Annotated in this window: 17 protein-coding genes and 1 tRNA gene; 6 read left to right on the top strand and 12 right to left on the bottom strand. The window is 61.4% G+C overall.

The window, feature by feature from the left end; translation table 11 throughout:
* Window positions 1–135: 135 nt before the first annotated feature.
* The 5 genes from AC2FML_RS14765 to AC2FML_RS14745 form a co-directional block, all read right to left on the bottom strand.
* Complete coding sequence (locus AC2FML_RS14765; protein WP_496783747.1) at window positions 136–1,146, bottom strand: endonuclease/exonuclease/phosphatase family protein; 1,011 nt, start codon at window positions 1,144–1,146, stop codon at window positions 136–138.
* Window positions 1,146–2,186: an ABC transporter ATP-binding protein gene (locus tag AC2FML_RS14760; protein WP_170359557.1), complete on the bottom strand. Its 1,041-nt coding sequence runs from the start codon at window positions 2,184–2,186 to the stop codon at window positions 1,146–1,148. The genes AC2FML_RS14765 and AC2FML_RS14760 overlap by 1 nt, the downstream gene beginning before the upstream one ends.
* 10 nt (window positions 2,187–2,196) lie before the next feature.
* Complete coding sequence (locus AC2FML_RS14755) at window positions 2,197–3,081, bottom strand: ABC transporter permease subunit (RefSeq protein ID WP_170341801.1); 885 nt, start codon at window positions 3,079–3,081, stop codon at window positions 2,197–2,199.
* A gap of 36 nt (window positions 3,082–3,117) precedes the next feature.
* Complete coding sequence (locus AC2FML_RS14750) at window positions 3,118–3,999, bottom strand: ABC transporter permease subunit (RefSeq protein WP_093963282.1); 882 nt, start codon at window positions 3,997–3,999, stop codon at window positions 3,118–3,120.
* A 63-nt stretch (window positions 4,000–4,062) separates the two neighbouring features.
* Window positions 4,063–5,370, bottom strand: coding sequence for an extracellular solute-binding protein (locus AC2FML_RS14745; RefSeq protein WP_437342730.1), 1,308 nt, complete (start codon window positions 5,368–5,370; stop codon window positions 4,063–4,065).
* 219 nt (window positions 5,371–5,589) lie between these two features.
* Between AC2FML_RS14745 and AC2FML_RS14740 the strand changes: the two genes are divergently transcribed.
* Entirely contained in the window at window positions 5,590–6,603 is a 1,014-nt protein-coding gene (locus tag AC2FML_RS14740) for a LacI family DNA-binding transcriptional regulator (RefSeq protein ID WP_170391545.1), read from the top strand.
* A gap of 22 nt (window positions 6,604–6,625) precedes the next feature.
* On the opposite strand, the gene AC2FML_RS14735 is transcribed toward AC2FML_RS14740, so the two are convergent.
* The 6 genes from AC2FML_RS14735 to AC2FML_RS14710 form a co-directional block, all read right to left on the bottom strand.
* Window positions 6,626–7,399 (bottom strand): LamB/YcsF family protein, encoded by a 774-nt coding sequence (locus AC2FML_RS14735; protein WP_496736633.1) that lies wholly within the window; start codon window positions 7,397–7,399, stop codon window positions 6,626–6,628.
* Between the two features lie 16 nt (window positions 7,400–7,415).
* The gene (locus tag AC2FML_RS14730; RefSeq protein ID WP_496783731.1) at window positions 7,416–8,432 is read right to left on the bottom strand and encodes a 5-oxoprolinase subunit C family protein; all 1,017 of its coding nucleotides are present in this window, start codon (window positions 8,430–8,432) and stop codon (window positions 7,416–7,418) included.
* Complete coding sequence (locus tag AC2FML_RS14725) at window positions 8,429–9,157, bottom strand: 5-oxoprolinase subunit B family protein (protein ID WP_496736637.1); 729 nt, start codon at window positions 9,155–9,157, stop codon at window positions 8,429–8,431. Before AC2FML_RS14725 ends, AC2FML_RS14730 begins: the two co-directional genes overlap by 4 nt.
* Window positions 9,158–9,165: 8 nt before the next feature.
* On the bottom strand, window positions 9,166–10,461 hold the full coding sequence (locus AC2FML_RS14720) for a TRAP transporter large permease (protein ID WP_480754517.1): 1,296 nt from the start codon (window positions 10,459–10,461) through the stop codon (window positions 9,166–9,168).
* Between the two features lie 9 nt (window positions 10,462–10,470).
* The gene (locus AC2FML_RS14715) at window positions 10,471–11,022 is read right to left on the bottom strand and encodes a TRAP transporter small permease (protein WP_311201687.1); all 552 of its coding nucleotides are present in this window, start codon (window positions 11,020–11,022) and stop codon (window positions 10,471–10,473) included.
* Between the two features lie 64 nt (window positions 11,023–11,086).
* The gene (locus AC2FML_RS14710) at window positions 11,087–12,058 is read right to left on the bottom strand and encodes a TRAP transporter substrate-binding protein (protein ID WP_170359565.1); all 972 of its coding nucleotides are present in this window, start codon (window positions 12,056–12,058) and stop codon (window positions 11,087–11,089) included.
* Window positions 12,059–12,240: 182 nt separating this feature from the next.
* Between AC2FML_RS14710 and AC2FML_RS14705 the strand changes: the two genes are divergently transcribed.
* Complete coding sequence (locus AC2FML_RS14705) at window positions 12,241–12,762, top strand: winged helix DNA-binding protein (protein ID WP_170588976.1); 522 nt, start codon at window positions 12,241–12,243, stop codon at window positions 12,760–12,762.
* A 44-nt stretch (window positions 12,763–12,806) separates the two neighbouring features.
* On the opposite strand, the gene AC2FML_RS14700 is transcribed toward AC2FML_RS14705, so the two are convergent.
* Window positions 12,807–12,891: transfer RNA gene (locus AC2FML_RS14700), tRNA-Leu, on the bottom strand.
* A 737-nt stretch (window positions 12,892–13,628) separates the two neighbouring features.
* Here AC2FML_RS14700 and AC2FML_RS14695 point away from each other — a divergent pair.
* The 4 genes from AC2FML_RS14695 to AC2FML_RS14680 all read left to right on the top strand — a co-directional run bounded on the left by AC2FML_RS14695 (window position 13,629) and on the right by AC2FML_RS14680 (window position 18,326).
* A complete protein-coding gene (locus AC2FML_RS14695; RefSeq protein ID WP_093963272.1) occupies window positions 13,629–14,057 on the top strand; it encodes a hypothetical protein in 429 nt (142 codons plus the stop codon).
* Between the two features lie 2 nt (window positions 14,058–14,059).
* Entirely contained in the window at window positions 14,060–16,072 is a 2,013-nt protein-coding gene (locus AC2FML_RS14690) for a dynamin family protein (RefSeq protein ID WP_170359567.1), read from the top strand.
* A 7-nt stretch (window positions 16,073–16,079) separates the two neighbouring features.
* Window positions 16,080–17,798, top strand: coding sequence for a dynamin family protein (locus AC2FML_RS14685; protein WP_496783730.1), 1,719 nt, complete (start codon window positions 16,080–16,082; stop codon window positions 17,796–17,798).
* 126 nt (window positions 17,799–17,924) lie between these two features.
* On the top strand, window positions 17,925–18,326 hold the full coding sequence (locus AC2FML_RS14680) for a hypothetical protein (protein ID WP_170367238.1): 402 nt from the start codon (window positions 17,925–17,927) through the stop codon (window positions 18,324–18,326).
* Window positions 18,327–18,336: the final 10 nt, after the last annotated feature.

The raw sequence follows: 18,336 nt of genomic DNA, 5'->3' as shown, positions 1-18,336 counted from the left end.
TTTTCCGCCTGTTGAATAGGTGGCCTCGTTCTTATGGGGTTTCCAAACCGTTTTCCACAGTCGAACCGCGAAAAAACGCCCCGAAATTCAACGGGACGTTGGGCCACGTGACCAAATATCGCGGACAGGCCGGAGTCACCCGGCGTCAGGCACCTCAACCGCGCACCAGACGCAGTCATGATCCGAGAGCGGCTTGGCGTCGGCGGTCAGCGACGACAGCAGACCCCGGTCGCGGCAGATCAGCCCCTTGCCGGCGAACCAGTCCAGCTTCATCACCCGGTCCGGGTGCGGCGTGATCAGGCTGGGCCGGGTAGTGTGGCCTTCGGTCGTGAACTCCCAGGAAAAGCCGCGCTGCTCGGCCAGAGCAAACAGGGTTTCCCGGCGCCAGTCGAAATCCGGTGGCAGGTGGTTGCCGGTATTCAGATCGCCACCGATCAGCACCGGCATCCCGGGCGCAAACTCATCGAGCGCATCCAGCAGAAGCTGAAACTGCGTATGGCGATGCGCCGCCGCAGCATTGCTTTCCAGATGGGTGGAAACCACGCATACAGGCCCGTTCTCGGTCGCGACTTCTGCTGCAATCGCCATTCGGCCACCCAGCCGCGGTTGTTGCGGATCCGACGCCCCGGACTCGGCCGCAAACCAGTGGCCATGGTCGTCAAGACGGATCATGGCCACGCGTTTGAACGGAACCGAGGACAGAATCGCGTTCCCATGCCACCCGAGGGTGTTGAAATCATCCTTGCAAAAAGCGCGCTCGGTCGGGCCGCCCAGATCCAGTTCGTGGAACTCGACCCCAAAGGCGTAGGCCATACCCAGCTTGTCGGCCATTTCTGCCGTCGTGTGACGTTGACCGGTACGGGACATACCGTGGTCCACCTCGGACAGCAGAACGATGTCCGGGGTCGCAGCCGCCAGGTGGGCTGCGCTTTCTTCGGGGAACAGGCAACGTTCCACATTCCAAGCCGCAGCCGAGAAACGTGCACCCAGAACGTCCCGGGTTGCGTTTCCGCCCAGTTGCACCGCGTTCATCGCCGGTGTCTGCGCCATCAGGGCGCGGTGCGCCTCGGCCGTTCGCGGCGCTGCCAATATGCGGTCTCGGACATCATCCGAGACCGGTGGCAAAGACGACACGATGTTCGTGATCACAGGGCTTTTCCGGTTTCCGGGTGGAACAGGCTGATCGCGTCGGGCTTGAGTGAGATCCGCGTTTCTCCGGGCGCGGCTTCGACATCCTTGCCCACGTGGATCGTGAACTCCTGATCCGCCAGACGCCCGTGCAACAGGCGGTGCGCGCCAAGCTCTTCGATAATGTCGACGTGAAAAGCGATCGAGCCCTCAGCCCCGATCAGTACATCTTCGGGCCGCACACCTACAGTCACCGCGCCAGACCCTTCGGCCGTGGCAAGCACCGTGTCGCCGTTGATCATCACGCGGCCGCCCTCCAGACGTGCGCCGATCAGGTTCATCGGCGGAGCGCCCATGAAGCTGGCCACGAAGGTCGAGGCCGGGCGGTGATAGATCTCGGCCGGGGTACCGATCTGTTCGATCCGGCCCGCGTTCATCACGATGATGCGGTCGGCCATGGTCATCGCCTCGACCTGGTCATGGGTGACATAGATCGAGGTCACGCCCAGACGCCGCTGCAGCGCCTTGATCTCGATCCGCATCTGGTTGCGCAGCTTGGCGTCCAGGTTCGACAGCGGCTCGTCGAACAGGAACAGCGCCGGATCACGCACGATGGCCCGCCCCATGGCAACCCGCTGGCGCTGACCGCCCGACAGTTGCGAGGGCTTGCGGTCGAGAAACTCGTTCAGGTTCAGCATCGAAGCGGCTTCGGCCACCTTGCGGTCGATTTCGTCCTTGGGCGTCTTTCGATTTTTCAGACCATAGGCGATGTTCTTGCGCACGGTCATATGCGGGTACAGCGCATAGTTCTGGAACACCATGGCGATGTCGCGATCGGCCGGGTCAACGTCATTCATGACGCGGCCATTGATCGTCAATTCGCCTTCGGTGATTTCTTCCAGGCCGGCCACCATGCGTAGCAGAGTGGACTTTCCGCAGCCCGACGGACCGACCAGAACCACGAATTCGCCATCACCGATGTCGAAACTGGACGGGGTCAGCGCCTCGGCGCCGTTGGGATAGATTTTTCTGATGTTCTTCAGGGATACCTGAGCCATTGATTCTGCCTTACTTGTCGGATTCCGTCAGGCCCTTGACGAACCAGCTTTGGAAAAAGATGACGACCATGACCGGGGGGATGATGGCGATTATCGCCAGCAGGTTGGCCCGGCCGTATTCGGGAATGCGGTTGCCCTCCAGCACCTGCGTGATCTGCTTGATCCCGCGCACCAGGGTGAACATGTCCTCTTCGGTGGTGATCATCGTGGGCCACAAATACTGGTTCCACCCGAACACGAACATGATGATGAACATCGCCGCAATCATCGTACGCGACAGAGGCACCAGGATGTCGATGAAGAATTTCACCGGGCCGGCGCCATCGATCCGCGCGGCCTCGACCAACTCTTCTGGAACCGAGCGGAAGAACTGCCTGAAGAAGAACGTGGCGGTGGCCGAGGCGATCAGCGGGATGATGAGGCCCTGATAGGTGTTCAGCATCCCCAGCTTCTGCACCACTTCGTACGAGGGCAGAATGCGCACCTCCAGCGGCAGCAACAACGTGGTGAAGATCACCCAGAAAGCCAGCGTGGCAAAGCGCAGCCGGAAATAGACGATCGCATAGGCCGCCATCATGCCGATGATGATCTTGCCGAGGGCAAAACCGATGCCCAGGATGAACGAGTTTTTGAGCATGTTCATGCCCGTGTTCTGGCCGGAAAAGCCCGAGGCCTCGAACATTGCCTTCTGGAAGTTGGGGCCAAGTTCGTCCCCGATCGTCAGGCTGGGTCCGGTTTTGATCACCTCGACATCCGGAACGGTCGTCATCTGGAAGATCATCAGCAGCGGCAGCATCATGAACAACGATCCGACGATCAGGATCGTGTGATCAAGGATCGTGGACAGTCGGATGCCGCGCTTTCGCGTTTGGGTGGGTGAAGTGGCGGACGCCATCGCAGGGGTATGTGCTTCGGTCATTGTCTGCCCTCCTTACGTGTAGTGGATGCGGCGCTCGACCAGCCGGAACTGGAACACCGTCAGGGCCAGAACCAGAACCATCAGAACGACCGACTGCGCCGAGCTGCCACCCAGGTCGTTGCCGCGGAAGCCGTCCACATAGACCTTGTAGACCAACGTCATCGGGTTGTTGCCCGGCTCACCCTTCACCATCGTGTCGATCACACCGAAAGTATCAAACAATGCGTAGGTGATATTGATGATCAGCAGGAAAAACCCGGTCGGCGCCAGCAGGGGGAAAGTCACGTCCCAGAACCGGCCCGTAGACGAGCGGTTGTCGATCAAAGCCGCCTCACGCACCGATCGCGGGATCGATTGCAGGCCAGACAGAAAGAAGATGAAGTTCACCGGAACCTGTTTCCAGACCGAAACGATAACCATCGCGGTGGCGGTGTCATTGAAATTCACGCCCAGTTTGAAATCCCACCCGATCGAGCGCGCCAGTTCGGTCAATGGCCCCCAGCTCTGGTTGAACAGGATCAGGCCGATGAAACCCGCCACCGGCGGCGCCACGGCGTAAACCCACATCAGCAGCGTGCGATAGGTCTTGGCGCCGCGCAGCACATTGTCGGCCTTCACGGCCAGCAACAACGCGATCGACAGCGAAAAGAACGTGACCAAAACGGTGAAGATCACCGTGAACCAGGCAATGCTGAGATACTCGGAATTCCCGGCAAGGTCGCTGTAGTTGTCCAGCCCGACGAAGGTCGACCCAAACCCGAACGGATCCTGCAGGAAGAACGAAGACTGCACCGCGTGAGCGGCAGGCCAGTAGAAAAAGACCGCGATGATCAACAGCTGCGGCAACAGCAGAAGAACCGGCAGCCAGCGAGTGGAAAAACCAGCGCGTTTCATGAAAACTCCGAAAAAGGGAGGACGGTCGCACTTCTGCGACCGCCCGTTTCTTGGCGAGTGGGATCAGCTCTGGGTCTTTGCGAAACGCTCGAGCAGACCGTTGGCTTCGTCCTCGATTGCCTTGAAGGCGTCCTCGACCGAGGTTTCACCCGTCAGGATGCGGCCATATTCGCGGTTCATCACGTCGCGGATCTGGACGTAGAAGCCCATGCGATAGCCCTTGGTGTTTTCACCAGCAGGCAGCGACAGCTGCTTGATGCCGACTTCGGCGGCCGGAGCACGGTCATAGTGACCATCGCCCTTCGCCATTTCATAGGCGGCGGTGGTGATCGGAACATAGCCGGTCTCGCGGTGCCACATGTACTGGGTTTCGGGCTTGGTCAGGAACTCGAAGAATGCCGCGGTGGCCTTGTTTTCCTCGTCGCTCTTGCCGGCCATCGCGAACAGGGCCGCGCCACCGATGAAGGTCTGCTTGGGTTCTTTGGTCACAGCTTCCCAATAGGGCAGGAAGGTGGCCGAAAACTCGAACGGCAGGTCCTTCTTGGACAGGCCGCCGAACGAACCGGACGAGCCCAGCCAGATGGCAACCTTGCCTTCTTCGAACGGAGTCTGGTTGTCGCTCCAGCCGGTGCCGTACCATTCGAAGAACCCGTTGTCCTTCCAGTCTTTGACGGCGGTGAAGTGTGCCTTGATCGCCTCGTTGTTGACAAGAATCTTGGTGCCGTCAGCGCCTTCATAGCCGTTGTCGTTGGTGGCAAACGGCAGGTCGTGGCGCGAATGGAAGTTCTCGGTGAAGATCCAGGGCAGATGCGACTGCGACAGGCCGATATAACCGGCCTCTTTCAGCGCCGGCGCCGTCACGGTCTGGAACTCTTCCCAGGTTTTCGGCGGCGTCACACCCGCTTTTTCCAGCGCATCGACGTTGTAATACATGATGGGCGAGGACGAGTTGAACGGCATCCCGATCATCTTGCCGTCGCTGTCGGCATAGAAGTAGCGAACGCCCGAGATATAGTCCTCGATGTCGAACGCAACGCCGTTCTGCTCCAGCAGGTCCTGAACCGGAACGGTCGCGCCCTTAGCGCCAATCACGGTGGCGGCGCCGGCGTCGAATACCTGCAGGACGTTGGGCTGTTCACCCGCACGGAATGCGGCGATGCCGGCGGTCAGGGTCTCTTCATATGTGCCCTTGAAAACCGGCGTGATCTTGTAGTCGTCCTGGGACGCGTTGAAATCCTCGGCAATCTGGTTGACGGTGTCACCCAGGGCTCCTCCCATGGCGTGCCACCACGTAATCTCGACTTCGGCCGAGACCGTATTCGCTATCATCGCGAACGCGGCAGCAGCAGCACCTGTTTTGACGTTTATCATGTAGTTCCTCCGATTCATGTTGCGCCCCTACGGGCGGGCCAAAGCCCTGGAAACTATGGGGTATTTTCCCCGATGACATATTTCACATCCAGAAAAAGGCTGACACCTTTCCCAAAATGTGCACACGTGTTCACTAGCTTCCAACCGTGACAGTTTGATGAAAGATTCGATTCATTGCAAGAATGTTGAAACCCTCTGAACAGGCGAAACGCAAACCGCATGTGTAGCGAGAGAAACAAGGACGCAAAACGCCCCCGGCGCGCAACGGCCCAGACCGTTGCGGACCTTGCGGGCGTCTCGCGTTCAGCTGTTTCGCGCGCTTTCACGCCCGGTGCCTATGTCGATTCCGAGAAGCGTAGACGGATCCTCAAGATCGCAGCCGATACCGGGTATCAGCCGAATGCCCTGGCCGCTGGCCTCAAGGCCGGGCAATCAAATTTGGTCGCCGTCTTCGTCGGCAACATGCGCAGCCCCTACGACTCGGCCTTTGTAGGTGAACTGGCCCAGGCCCTGAGCGGGTTGAAGAAATGGCCCATTCTGATCGACCGAACCGGCGCCAACACGGATCAGGCGCTGCGAGAGCTGCTGCGCTATCCGTTGGACGCATTGATTCTGCGCGGCGGCAGCATGTCCGAAGAGATCGTCGACAGATGTGCGCGGTTCGGCATCCCGATGATCTCGTCAGGCCGTCCCGTTCAAGGGCCCCGTGTCGACAATGTCTGCTGCCGCAATACCGATGGCATGACCATGATCACCGACTTGCTGATCAGCCGGGGGCGGCGGCGGTTCGGGTTTCTCAGCGGACCCGAGGAGTTCTACTCGTCTTCGCGGCGCCGCGCCGGGGTCCTCCAGGCGCTGGATCGGGCGGGGCTTGACCTCGTGGCCGAACACCCGACTGATTACTCGGTCGACAGCGGATACGGCGCCGCGCGCAGTCTGTTGTCCCGCGCCTCTCTGGATGCGCTTGTCTGCGCCAATGACGCCACGGCGATCGGGGCGCTATCGGCTGCGCGCGATCTGTCTCTGAACGTACCCGGCGATTTGGCGATTGTTGGTTTCGACGACATCGCCATGGCGAAATGGCCAACATTCCGCCTGACAACAGTCCGGAACCCCATCGACGCCGCCGTTGACGCGATCATCGCGTTGCTGGAGCGTAGGCTCGTCGATCCCGGACGTCCCGAAGAGAGTATCTTTTTGGACCCCAGCGTCATCGAACGCGAGACGCATTGAACAGCCGCGTCAATCGAAAAACCTAGGCAGGGCCACCGGCGAACTGCTTGAGCTCCACCCCGCTCTCCTGAAGGGCACGGCGGACACCGGCCGCAATCGACACCGCCGTGGGCGTGTCTCCATGCAGGCAGATCGTGTCGATGCGGGTCGGGATATGCTTGCCTCTTTCGGTGATGATCGCCCCGGCCTTGACCATCTCGATCATGCGCGCGGCGGCCCGGTCAGGGTCGTGGATCACCGCGCCGGGCAGACTGCGATCAACCAGCGTGGCGTCGTCGTTGTAGGCGCGATCGGCAAAGATCTCGCAGGCCACCGGACAGCCCAGTTCGCGCGCGGCGCGTTGCTGGGCGGTTCCGGCCAGAACCATGATGATCAGATCCGGAGCCACCGACAACGCGGCCTCGTAGCATGCCCGCGCCATCGCCTGATCCTCGGACGCCATGTTGGCCAGCGCACCGTGCAGTTTCAGATGACGCACCTGCCCGCCGGCCGCCCGTGCCATCGCCTGCGCCGCGCCGACCTGATAGCGGATCAGGTTCTGCAGCGACGGCAGGGGATAGTGCATCCGCTGACGCCCAAAGCCGTGCAGATCGGCAAAGCCGGGATGCGCGCCGATGCCCACGCCGTTTTCGACCGCCTGCGCCATCGTCGTGGCCATCACGTCCCAGTCGCCCGCATGAAACCCGCAGGCCACGTTGGCCGACGTCACGATCTTCAGCAGCGCCGCGTCATCGCCCATTTTCCAGGGGCCAAAGCTTTCGCCCATATCGGCGTTCAGATCGACTTGAAGTGCCATGGCACAGGCTCCTTTTCTACAAAACGTCCTCTTCGCGGGCGATGGCGCCGCTGATCAGTTGATAGGATAGCAGGTCGGACATGCTGCGCGGATCGCGGATCAGCGGGCGTAGCGCCCTGGGTAGCGCGGCGCGGGCTTGCGCCGCGGCGCGCTCAGCGGCCACCGCCTCGTCCAGTGACACGAAGCGGAACCGCAGGTCGGCCCCGGCCGGGGCCTGCGCCAACTTGGGCAGGTCGCAGGGCAGAACGGTGCCGATGCGGGGATAGCCGCCGGTGGTCTGACACTCGGCCAACAGCACGAAGGGCGTGCCGTCGCCGGTGACCTGGATATCACCCGGTACGATAGTTTCCGACAGCACGCTGCGCCCGCCCGAGACATGAAAGCCCGGTCCGTCGCTTTCCAGCCGCACGCCCATGCGGTTGGCGCGCGCGTCCCGGCGAAAGGCGGTGGTTTGCAGCCGCTCCAGAACGTCGGCGGCGAACAGGTCGGTCTGGAAACTGGCCACGATTCGGATCTCCCCGCCCAAGAACCGGTCCTCGGGGTCAAAGGTCATGCCGGTTGCACCGCCCGCGTCCTGGCCGATCGCCAGGCGGTCGCCCGCCTTCAGCACGGCTCCGATCCCCGCCGTCAGATGCGCCGAACAGGCGCCAAGAACCGGATCGCCCTGCACCCCGCCGCCGATGCTGAGATACCCATAGCTGCCGGCCACGGCCGGACCGATGCTGAGCCGGGCGCCCGCAGGCAGCAGGTGCGAGGCATTCCAGACCGCCGTCGCGCCGTCGATCTGCGCCCGCATCCGCGCGCCCGTCAGGGCAATGCGCAGATCCTGATCGGCCTGGAATTCGCCGCCCATGCCAGCCATTTCCACGGCGGCTAGGTCGTCCGGCTGTCCCAGCAACGCCGCGCCTTCGGCCAATGCAAGTCGGTCCACCGCACCACCGCGCGACAGGCCCATGTCCAGATATCCGGGCCGCCCCATGTCCTGCAACGTCAGGCCGGGCCCGGCGCGCAATATGGTCAGATGCGCGCTCATGCCAGCGCCTCGCAACTGGCGCCGCCGCGCGGATCGCTGCGCATCCGCGCCAGCGATTCCGGGTCGGTGGGGCTGAACTGCACCTCGTCCCCGGGGCGCAGCAGGAATGGTTCTTGCATATCGGGCTGGAACAGACGGATGGCGGTCTGGCCCACATGCTGCCATCCGGTCGGCGTGGTGACCGAGAACAGCACAAGCTGCCGCAGCGCCACCACCAGCGCACCTTCGGGTACGCGCGGGGTCAATTCCTTTTGCCGGGGGATGTCCCAGGCGGGCGGCAATTCACCCAGATAAGGCTGACCGGGGGCAAAGCCGATGGTCTGCACACGCACCCGCGCTTCGGACAGCGACCGGATCGCCTCGGCCTCGGACAGGCCCGCCGCCTGCGCCGCCTGCCCCAACTGCGGCGCCAGATCCGTGCCAAAGACGGTGGGCACCCGCCAGAACCTGCGCCCGCCGGGCAGGTCGGCCGCGTACCAGTCGCGCTGGTCCAGCAGCGCCTGCACCTGCCGGTGCAACGCGGCATGCGTCAGATGCAGCGGATCGAACCGTACGTAGGCCGAGACCAGCGAGGACGAGGTTTCCTCAACCCCCGCCCAGCCCTCCGACTCGAGCGCGGCGCGAAAGGCGAGCGCAGCCCGGTTGGCCGGTTCGCTGAGTGCGGCGGCAAAGCTGATCAACAGCCCGTCCACCCCGGCGGTTCGTATGATCGGAAAATCCTGCATCGCCCCTGTCACATCTGGTTCGGCAGAAAGGTCACGATGCCGGGGAACACCACGATGATCGCCAGCGCCACGATCATCAGGAAGAAGAACGGCAGCGCCGCATGGGCCACCCGCAGGATGTCGCGCCCGGTCAGCGATTGCAGCACGAACAGGTTGAAGCCAACGGGCGGGGTGATCTGCGACATCTCGACCACGATCACCAGGAAGATGCCGAACCACAGCGGGTCGATCCCCGCCTGCATCACCATCGGCATGATGACCGAAGCCGTCAGCACCACGACCGAGATCCCGTCCAGAAAGCATCCCATGATCACGAAGAACACGGTCAGCGCCGCCAGCAGCGTGAAGGTGGACAGGCCCAGCGACCCGATCCATTCCGCCAGAACACGCGGAATGCCGGTGAAGCCCATCGCCACGGTCAGGAACGAGGCCCCTGCGAGAATGAAGGCGATCATGCACGAGGTCACGGTGGCCCCCATCAGCCCGTCGACGAAACTGGCCCGGGTCAACGTGCCCTCGCGCCAGGACAGAAGCAGCGCCAGCACCACGCCCACGGCGGCCGCATCGGTGGGCGAGGCGATCCCGGCATAGATCGAGCCGATCACACCGACGATCAGCAGGATCACCGGCACCAGTCGGCGCGAGCGACGCAGTTTTTCCGCGAAACTCGCCTGGATGTCCTCGGTGGGCAGGTTGGCGCGGTTGATCAGCGCCCAGATTGCGACATAGCCCACGAACAGCCCCACCAGCAGCAGTCCCGGCAGAACTCCGGCCACGAACAGACGGGCGATGGATTGCTCGGTCGCCACGCCATAGACGATCAGGATGATCGACGGCGGGATCAGCAGGCCCAGTGTGGCCGAGCCGGCCAGCGTGCCGATGATCATCTTCTCGGGATAGCCGCGGCGCGAGAGTTCCGGGATCGACAGCTTGCCGATCGTGGCCGCGGTGGCCGCCGACGACCCGGACACAGCCGCAAAGATCCCGCAGGCAAAGACGTTCACATGCAGCAACTGCCCCGGCAGCCGGTTCATCCAAGGCGACAAGCCGGTGAACATGTCCTCGGACAGGCGCGAGCGGAACAGAATCTCGCCCATCCAGATGAACAGCGGAAGCGCTGCCAGCGCCCAGGAATTGCTGTGCCCCCACAAGGTGGTCGCCATGACCAGCCCCAGCGGCGCATCGGAGAACAGCGCCATCGCCGCGATCCCGACCCCCAGCAGCGAAAACGCCACCCACAAGCCCGACCCCAGAAAGGCGAACAACAGAACAAGAAGAATGATGGAAAGCGTGGCAATCGACATCTGCTGGCCCTATTCGCTCAGAAGGTTTTCGCCCTTGCCGTCCCAGCTGGGCGCGTGGCCCGCCAGCAGACCGACAAGTTCGTCGACAAGGGCAAGAGTCAGGATGGCCAGTCCCAGCAGGACCGGCATCTGCACGATCCACAACGGCACCGACACCATGCCGGGGCTGCGGTCGCCATATTCCAGCGACTCCAGAACTAGCAGGCCCAGATACCAAGTGGCATAGGCGCTCATGGCAAGGGCAACCGTCACCACGCAGATCTCGGTCAGGCGGCGCGGTCCCTTGGGCATTCGCCCGATCAGCAGCGTCACCCGGATATGCCCGCCGGCGCGCAGCGTATAGGCCAGCGCCAGAAAGCTGGATGCGGCCAGAAAGAATCCGGTGAAATCGGCATAGGACGGGATGGTCAGACCCACGCCCCGCCCGGTCAGCGCGGCCCAGATCTTGTCGGCCAGGTTCAGCCCGACCTGCGCAAAGACCAGCACGACGATGGCCAGAATGAACAGCGCCGCCAATCCGCCGGCCGCACGATAGATGAAATCAAGACTGCGCCGCAGCATCGCCATCCCCTCCCCTTGTTGTCGAACCCGGCCGGGCGTTTGGCGCCCGGCCGGTTCGGGTCGTTTACTGCTGATAGGCCTGCAGCAACGCGGCACCGTCCTCGCCGGCGTTGGCCTTCCAGTTTTCGAGCATCTGCGCGCCGATTTCACGCAGGCCAGCCATCAACTCTTCGGATGGCTGTACCACGGTGATGCCGTTTTCCTGCAGAACTGCGGTCTGCTTGGCGGTCTCGGCCTGGCTCATTTCCCAGCCGCGGGCTTCTGCGGCGGCGGCAGCCTCGAGAACGGCGGCCTGGGTCGCGTCATCCAGACGGCGGAAGGCGCGCTTGTTCACCACGACCACGTTTTTGGGAATCCAGGCCTGGATGTCGGTGTAGTGGGTCAGAAAGTCCCACGCCTTCGAATTCACCCCGGTCGAGGGCGAGGTGATCATCGCCTCGACCCGGCCGGTGCTGAAGGCCTGCGGAATATCCGGAACCTCGACCTGCGTGGGCGCGGCGCCCGCCAGGTTGGCGAATTCTTCCAGCGTGGCGTTGTAGGTGCGGAACTTCAGGCCCGCCAGGTCATCCACGCTGTTGATTTCCTTGGTGGTGTACAGGCCCTGCGGCGGCCACGGCACCGCGTACAGCACCATCATGCCTTGCTCGTCCAGCAGACCGTTGATCACGTCTTTCTGTGCCGCCCACAGCTTTTGGGCGTCGTCATAGTTGGTGGCCAGGAACGGCAGCGAGTCTGCGCCGAAGGCCGGGTTGTCATTGGCCAGCAACGACAGAAAAAACTCTCCGACGGGCACCTGGCCGCTGCGGACTGCCTTGCTGATCTCGGGGTGCTTGAACAGCGAACCTGCAGAATGGACCTTGATTTCAAGGGCGCCGTCTGTGGCCGCGGTCACGTCCTTGGCGAAGTCGTGGATGTTCACGGTATGGAAGGTGGCGTCCGGATAGGGCGTCGGCATGTCCCAGGTCTCGGCCTGCACCTGCATGGCCAACCCGGCCAGCGCGGCAACCGCGCCACCGGCAATCTTCATCAGTTTCATTTTGGCTCTCCCTGCTTGAGTACTGGCGCAGAAGCTGACTCAACGTTTGCGATTTGTCAACGTTTTGTTATCGTTTTGACCAAAACACTGCAGAGCCCAAAGGTCAGCACGTTGAAAACACACGCCCTTCATGCCAAAACACTGATAATTTCTCAGCGTTTTGCAGATCAAAAGGCCGCAATATGACCGATTCTTCCCCCGACACACGCCGCATCGTTTCCTCTCGCCACTTGGCCGAGGGCGAAGGCTGGGAACTTTCCGAACTCGAATTCGGCCTGATCATTGTCTATAATGCGTTCTCACGCTGGATGACCCGTTGCATGGCCGCAGCCGGGCAGGCCGATCTGGGACCGCTCGACATCCTGATCCTGCACAACGTCAACCACCGCGGACGCGACAAGCGCCTGACCGACATCTGCTTTCTTCTGAACATCGAGGACAGCCACACCGTGAACTACGCCCTGCGGAAACTGCTGAAGGCTGGGCTTCTGACGTCGGAAAAGCGTGGGAAAGAGGTGTTCTACCGCACCTCGCCCGAGGGAGTGGCGCTATGCGACGCCTACCGGAAAGTTCGCCAGCAATGCCTGCTGGAAGGGCTGTCAGCCACCGACCTGTCGGGCCCGGATCTGAGGGACCTGGCCCGCGATCTGCGGGCCCTGTCCGGCCACTATGACCAGGCCAGCCGCGCGGCGGCGTCTTTGTAGCGCCTTAGCATCCGCCCACGCAGCATGATCGGTAAGAAATAAAATGGTGCGGGTGGAGGGACTTGAACCCCCACGCCTTGCGGCGCCAGAACCTAAATCTGGTGCGTCTACCAATTTCGCCACACCCGCAACACGGCGCCGACGCGCCGAATGGAAGGGCTGATAACAAACCTTTTGGACAAGCGCGAGAGGAAATCTTGCCGTCTGCGGCGGAATATTGACCCCCGTTCGGAAACAATGGAAATGACCTAGGCGAGGGGAAGATCGACCCGCGCAACGGCGCCAGAATGTTTGGCATCCGGCTTCCCGGTTTATTTTTATCGCCAAATGGATTTCTTGACGCGGAAACCCGTCGTTTTCGGAGCGAAACAAAGCGCCATAATTGTTCTGTTTTTGGACACATTCCCAAATTTTCAAAAATTGCTAAATTCTCGCTGACGTTGTGGATCACATTGGGACGTCTCGACCACCCTTATCAACCTCGCACTGAACCAATAGCAATGCGGTCCCTCCGCCTTCTGCCGTGGCGTGAACTCATCCTCTGATCTGGTTTTCCATTTTTCATATATTTTACAAACACTAACCGTCAGTCGAATTCATCACGACAAACCAAATCGCACGCCGAAACACACCCCGGTTTCAAACCCGGCGGTCCTGTCTATTCTGATTATTACACCCTGAAGTTGCGGCATTGTCATGCAACGGCCACCATAATTGCGCCACATTTCAAACGCCAAAATATCTCAATCACGTCAAAATAACACCGTGATGAAGGTAATTCTGTCTACCAAGGAGTTAATGAGTCTTTTTCGCCTTTCCGGCACCGTACGAGTTTTTTGCTCAACTCCAGTACAAGGGTCTCAGTCGTGACCGAACAGATCAACTCCGCTGCCACCGAGCAAGACGTCGTCTTTCTTGCAAGAGAAAGCTTTGTCGGCGAGCTCAAAAACCTCAACCAGCAATTCCCGAACACAGGTTTCGGCATTGCCCTGAAGACGCATGAGGGCAACGAATACCTGTTGGCAAATGCGCGAATGCCCCTTCCATCGGCCAAATCAAATGGGTTTCCGACCGGACGTCGGGTCGCGCGCCTGGACAATGGAACCCGGTTCAGCTCGATCGAAGTGCTGGCCGATTCGCGCGCCTTCGATACCATCTCGCCCGGAACCGAGGCCGAGATGCTGGGCAACGCTCTCGAACTGATCGCCCGGATCGACAGCTTTTCAGGCATGGCGCCTGCCAGTTTGACGGAATCCGGGCATACCCAAATCGCTGCAACCGGAACCGGAGGCTGAACATGGCCCGCAACGACCACCTTTTGTCTGTAGGAAACGAGGCATTGGCGCCGATGTCGGAAGCCATGTCCGCACTGACGACACAGATCGACCAACTGACAGAGGTGGCGGATGCGCGCTCGACTGCGCGGCTGGCCACGCTCAAGACCCGTATGGAAAACTTCACCGCCAGCGTCACTTTCGTCGGCCAGGTGAAGGCGGGCAAATCTTCGATCGTCAACATTCTGGCCGGTCGGCCCGGTCTGCTGCCGTCGGATGTGAACCCGTGGACCTCGGTCGTGACCACGCTGAACATCAACACCCGCATGCCCGGTGAATACAGATCCAAGTTCACCTTCTTCGAGCAGGAAGAATGGGACAATCTTATGGTCGGCGGTGGCCGTTTGGGCGAACTGGCCAATCGCGCAGGCGCCGACGACGAGATGGAGGACATCCGCCGTCAGATCGCGCAGATGAAGGCCAAGTCCGAGGAACGCCTTGGCAAGCATTTTGACCTGATCCTAGGCCAAAGCCACCAATACGATTACTTCGACGAAGAGCTGATCCAGCGCTATGTCTGCCTGGGTGACGAAGACGATCCGGACATCAACCCGAAAACGGGCCGGTTCGCCGACGTGACCAAAGCCGCGGAATTGTACATGGACATTCCGCAGTACCCGATCGCGCTGAAATTGTGCGACACGCCGGGCGTCAACGACACGTTCATGGTGCGCGAACAGATCACTCTGCGCAGCCTGCGCGGATCGGAGGTCTGCGTCGTGGTTCTGGCGGCAAGCCAAGCGCTGACCACTATGGACATGGCGCTGATGCGGATCATCGCGCAGTTCGAGAACCGGCAGATCGTCCTGTTCGTCAACCGGATCGACGAGCTGACCGACCCGGTCAAGCAAGTCCCCGAAATTCGCGACCGAATTCAGGATACACTCAAGCAAAACGGAATCGACACAAGCACCAGCGTTGTTTTCGGCAGTGCGTTGTGGGCCGAGGCCGCGCTGACCGGCAACCCGGACATTCTCACCGACGATTCCCGCCAGGCCCTCAACACGTTCTATCTGGCCGCCGGCTTTGGAGATCAGGCCGCATCGCTGGACAAGATCTGGGCCCTTTCTGGTCTGCCTGACCTGCTGTTGGCCATGAACGAACGTATCGCCCAAGGCGCAGGAACGCGTCTTTTGGACCGTGTCCGTCACCGCGCCCGCAACATCGCAAGTCAGATTCGCGCCACCTCGGTCGCCAAGAGCCTGTCGGGCGGAGACGGCGTTGTTCGCGATCTTGACGGCGTGTCACCCGAAGATGCGATCGCCACCGTCGCGGCCGAATATGACAAGAAAGCTGCCGCCCTGACGACGTCCCTGCGCGACAAGGTGTTGGAACGTCTGGCTTCGGCCGAGGCAAACTTCGTCAAACGTGCAACGGACTCGTTGATCGCGCATCTCGAGCAGAACGGCGAACAGGGCACCTGGCAATACGACCCGGCCGGGCTTCGTACCCTTCAGAAGGCCGCCTATTTCAGCTTTGCCCGCGCAATGCGCAAGGACGCCAGCGCGCTGTATTCCGCAGCCGCAGCGGATGTCGAGGCCCTGTATCAGAAGCTTCTGGGTAACCACTTGGGCGAATTCAGCATCGAGGCGCCCATTGTGCCGCGCGTACCGCCGCCATTGGGCATTGGCAGAACGATCGCGCTGGACCTTCAAAGCACATGGTGGCGTCGCTGGTGGCAACGCCGGAAAGGGTTTGAAGCCTATGCGGCGGACTACACCCGCCTGATCGCATCAGAAGCCAATTCGATCACCAAGGATCTCGAAGAAACCCAGATCGCAGCCGTTCTGGAAAATGTTCGGGCCGTCCTGTCGGATTTCATGCGCGAGCAGCAGGAAACCCTTCTGAGCATCTCGCAATCCGCCGAAAAGGCACCGGGGACCGCCCCAGACCTGATGGCCGGGCTCGAGCCGAAGAAGTCACGTGACGAAATCCTCGGCGACATCCTCAAAGACCTCAGCAACGAAGCAGCGTAAGAAAGCCATGGCAAAAGATTCACAAATCCGCTTCGTCTCTCCTCGGGCATGGGAACGCATCGAGCAGTGGTCCCGCCGCAAACCGGTTTTTGCGCTGATGGGAGAGTTCAGCGCCGGAAAGTCCACGCTCATGAACTTCCTGCTGCGCAAGCAGGCCCTACCAACGCAGGTGACGGCCACCCAGCTGCCGCCGGTCTGGTTCAGTTGGGGCAACAAACCGGCTTACGTCCAGCGCCATGACGGGACCACTTCTCCGATTGGTTTGGACGAATTGGACAAGGTGGGCGTCAACGACGCGCAGTTCATCCGCATCTATCTTGAAGCGGACATTCTCGAGGCCGTCGACCTGATCGACACGCCCGGCATTTCGGACCCCAAAATTCAGGCCGATGTCTGGCGCCGTGCGGTAGGTCAAGCCAACGGGGTGCTATGGTGTACGCACTCGACGCAGGCCTGGCGCGAGACCGAACGCGCCACGTGGGTTTCGTTGCCGGAACGGCTTCAGCACAACTCGCTTCTGTTGGTCACGCGCGCGGACGCACTGGATCTGAAAGACCGCCAGAAAGTGCTCCGCCGCATCAACCGCGAAGTGGGGCACCTGTTCAATCGGACAATCCTGTTTTCCGCCCGTGACGCGATCATCGCGCGTGACAAAACGGGCGACGCCGAGCTGTGGTCGCGCAGCGGCGGCGGCAAGATGATCGACAGCTTTCTTGAGATCACCGAGCAGATCATGGACAGCCGTGCGGAAAAACTTGCCCGCTACCAGATCGACAAGAGCCTCGCCGGCACGCCCCCGGTTCAACCGGTGCGTCCCGAACGATCCGATCGCCAGACCGCAGCCGAAGAGCCCGCGCCTTTCAAGTTGACCAACCCACTGGATCAGGATGATGGATTCGAGGCGGTCCGGAACTCGGACGATGTGATCGCAACCTTCCCGGTTCGACCGGCCCGGGTGGAGCGCCGCGGCGAGTCGACCGAACGCGAGCGAATCAACCCGGATGACGCCGACCGCTTGCGCGCCGAAATGACGCCGGTGCCCGATGACGATTTGCGGGCCTTGTTCCGGGACGAGGAAGAGGATCGGCTCAGCGTCGCGGCAACTTCGACTGCGGTGACTCAGCTGGACGACGAAGACTTTGACGAGATCGATGACGATACGCTCGACGTCGAGGACGACGAAATGTTGGTCGCAGATAGCGATGACCAGACCACCGATCAAGGCGCGCAGGACGAAGACCTGCTGGCCACGCTGTCAGAACGGTTGGTTGGCGAGTCCCCCGCGCCGGCGACGGACGATCAGGACGAGACACCGGCACCCAGTGTCGAAGACTCGGTCTCGTCCATTGCTTCGCTGTTGTCCCAGCAACAGGGTGACGATGCCACGACCTATGAACCTGAGCCGGAATCGAACGGCTTGATTTCGGCCCAGACCCCTGAAGACCAGGAACCCGAAGTGCCTTGTGAGCAGGTCGGCGAAGGCGAAACCTCGCTGGAACACCTTTTGAGCGTGCCGGCAGGAGCTCCGCTCAGCGCGGCGGCGATGTGGCGGGAAATCGCGGCCAGTGAAGATATCCCCCAAGACGTGGACGGGCTGCACGCCGTGTTCCAGGCCTTTCTTGAGGAGTTCGACAAGATCGCTCACGAGCACACCGGGCGCGACGAACAGGACAGGATTCAACCGGTGCCAAATCCGAAAGACAGGGCGGAGTGGCATGTGTTGTAACCGGGCCTCATGGGACACGTTGGAAACGGTAAACCGTTTCCCATCCCGAACGGCAATGCTACTCAGCGGCGCGACGGTTTCGAACCGCTGCGCCTTTGGGCTTAATAAGGGATAACAGAGCTTTAGATGACGATTGACGCCGCATTGACCACCGCCATGGAAACCATTCCCGACTGCATCGCAGCGGGATATGTCGACATGGAAACGGGCATGCTTCTGGGCATGTCGGCAACCGGGACCGAGGATGGTGCAGCCTTGGAAACCCTCGCCATTGCGGTGGCAAATCTGTTTCAGGGCCGGGGCGTTCAAGCATTCGAAGCACTGTTGGCCTCGGCCGGACTACAGGATCCGGAGAACCCGGGATTTGGGGAAATCTCGGTGTTTTCGAACGACCGGCTACACATCTTCATGCGGACCCGGGCCTATCCGGAACACGTGGTCTGCTACATCTGCCGCGACAGCGCGAATATCGGGCTGACGCTTACGAAATCACATCTCAGCCTGGGGCCGGTAGCGGCCGCAGTTTAGACGGGACCAG

The organism is Ruegeria sp. BHSC029, assembly GCF_059613085.1.
Note: the sequence above shows the minus strand (reverse complement) of the source record. Positions and strands in the feature narration are given on the sequence as shown.

Coding starts and splice junctions, on each gene's coding strand:
- AC2FML_RS14760 (WP_170359557.1), bottom strand. CDS start 2,186: ATGGCTCAGGTATCCCTGAAGAACATCAGAAAAATCTATCCCAACGGC.
- AC2FML_RS14755 (WP_170341801.1), bottom strand. CDS start 3,081: ATGGCGTCCGCCACTTCACCCACCCAAACGCGAAAGCGCGGCATCCGA.
- AC2FML_RS14750 (WP_093963282.1), bottom strand. CDS start 3,999: ATGAAACGCGCTGGTTTTTCCACTCGCTGGCTGCCGGTTCTTCTGCTG.
- AC2FML_RS14745 (WP_437342730.1), bottom strand. CDS start 5,370: ATGATAAACGTCAAAACAGGTGCTGCTGCTGCCGCGTTCGCGATGATA.
- AC2FML_RS14740 (WP_170391545.1), top strand. CDS start 5,590: ATGTGTAGCGAGAGAAACAAGGACGCAAAACGCCCCCGGCGCGCAACG.
- AC2FML_RS14735 (WP_496736633.1), bottom strand. CDS start 7,399: ATGGCACTTCAAGTCGATCTGAACGCCGATATGGGCGAAAGCTTTGGC.
- AC2FML_RS14730 (WP_496783731.1), bottom strand. CDS start 8,432: ATGAGCGCGCATCTGACCATATTGCGCGCCGGGCCCGGCCTGACGTTG.
- AC2FML_RS14725 (WP_496736637.1), bottom strand. CDS start 9,157: ATGCAGGATTTTCCGATCATACGAACCGCCGGGGTGGACGGGCTGTTG.
- AC2FML_RS14720 (WP_480754517.1), bottom strand. CDS start 10,461: ATGTCGATTGCCACGCTTTCCATCATTCTTCTTGTTCTGTTGTTCGCC.
- AC2FML_RS14715 (WP_311201687.1), bottom strand. CDS start 11,022: ATGCTGCGGCGCAGTCTTGATTTCATCTATCGTGCGGCCGGCGGATTG.
- AC2FML_RS14710 (WP_170359565.1), bottom strand. CDS start 12,058: ATGAAACTGATGAAGATTGCCGGTGGCGCGGTTGCCGCGCTGGCCGGG.
- AC2FML_RS14705 (WP_170588976.1), top strand. CDS start 12,241: ATGACCGATTCTTCCCCCGACACACGCCGCATCGTTTCCTCTCGCCAC.
- AC2FML_RS14690 (WP_170359567.1), top strand. CDS start 14,060: ATGGCCCGCAACGACCACCTTTTGTCTGTAGGAAACGAGGCATTGGCG.
- AC2FML_RS14685 (WP_496783730.1), top strand. CDS start 16,080: ATGGCAAAAGATTCACAAATCCGCTTCGTCTCTCCTCGGGCATGGGAA.
- AC2FML_RS14680 (WP_170367238.1), top strand. CDS start 17,925: ATGACGATTGACGCCGCATTGACCACCGCCATGGAAACCATTCCCGAC.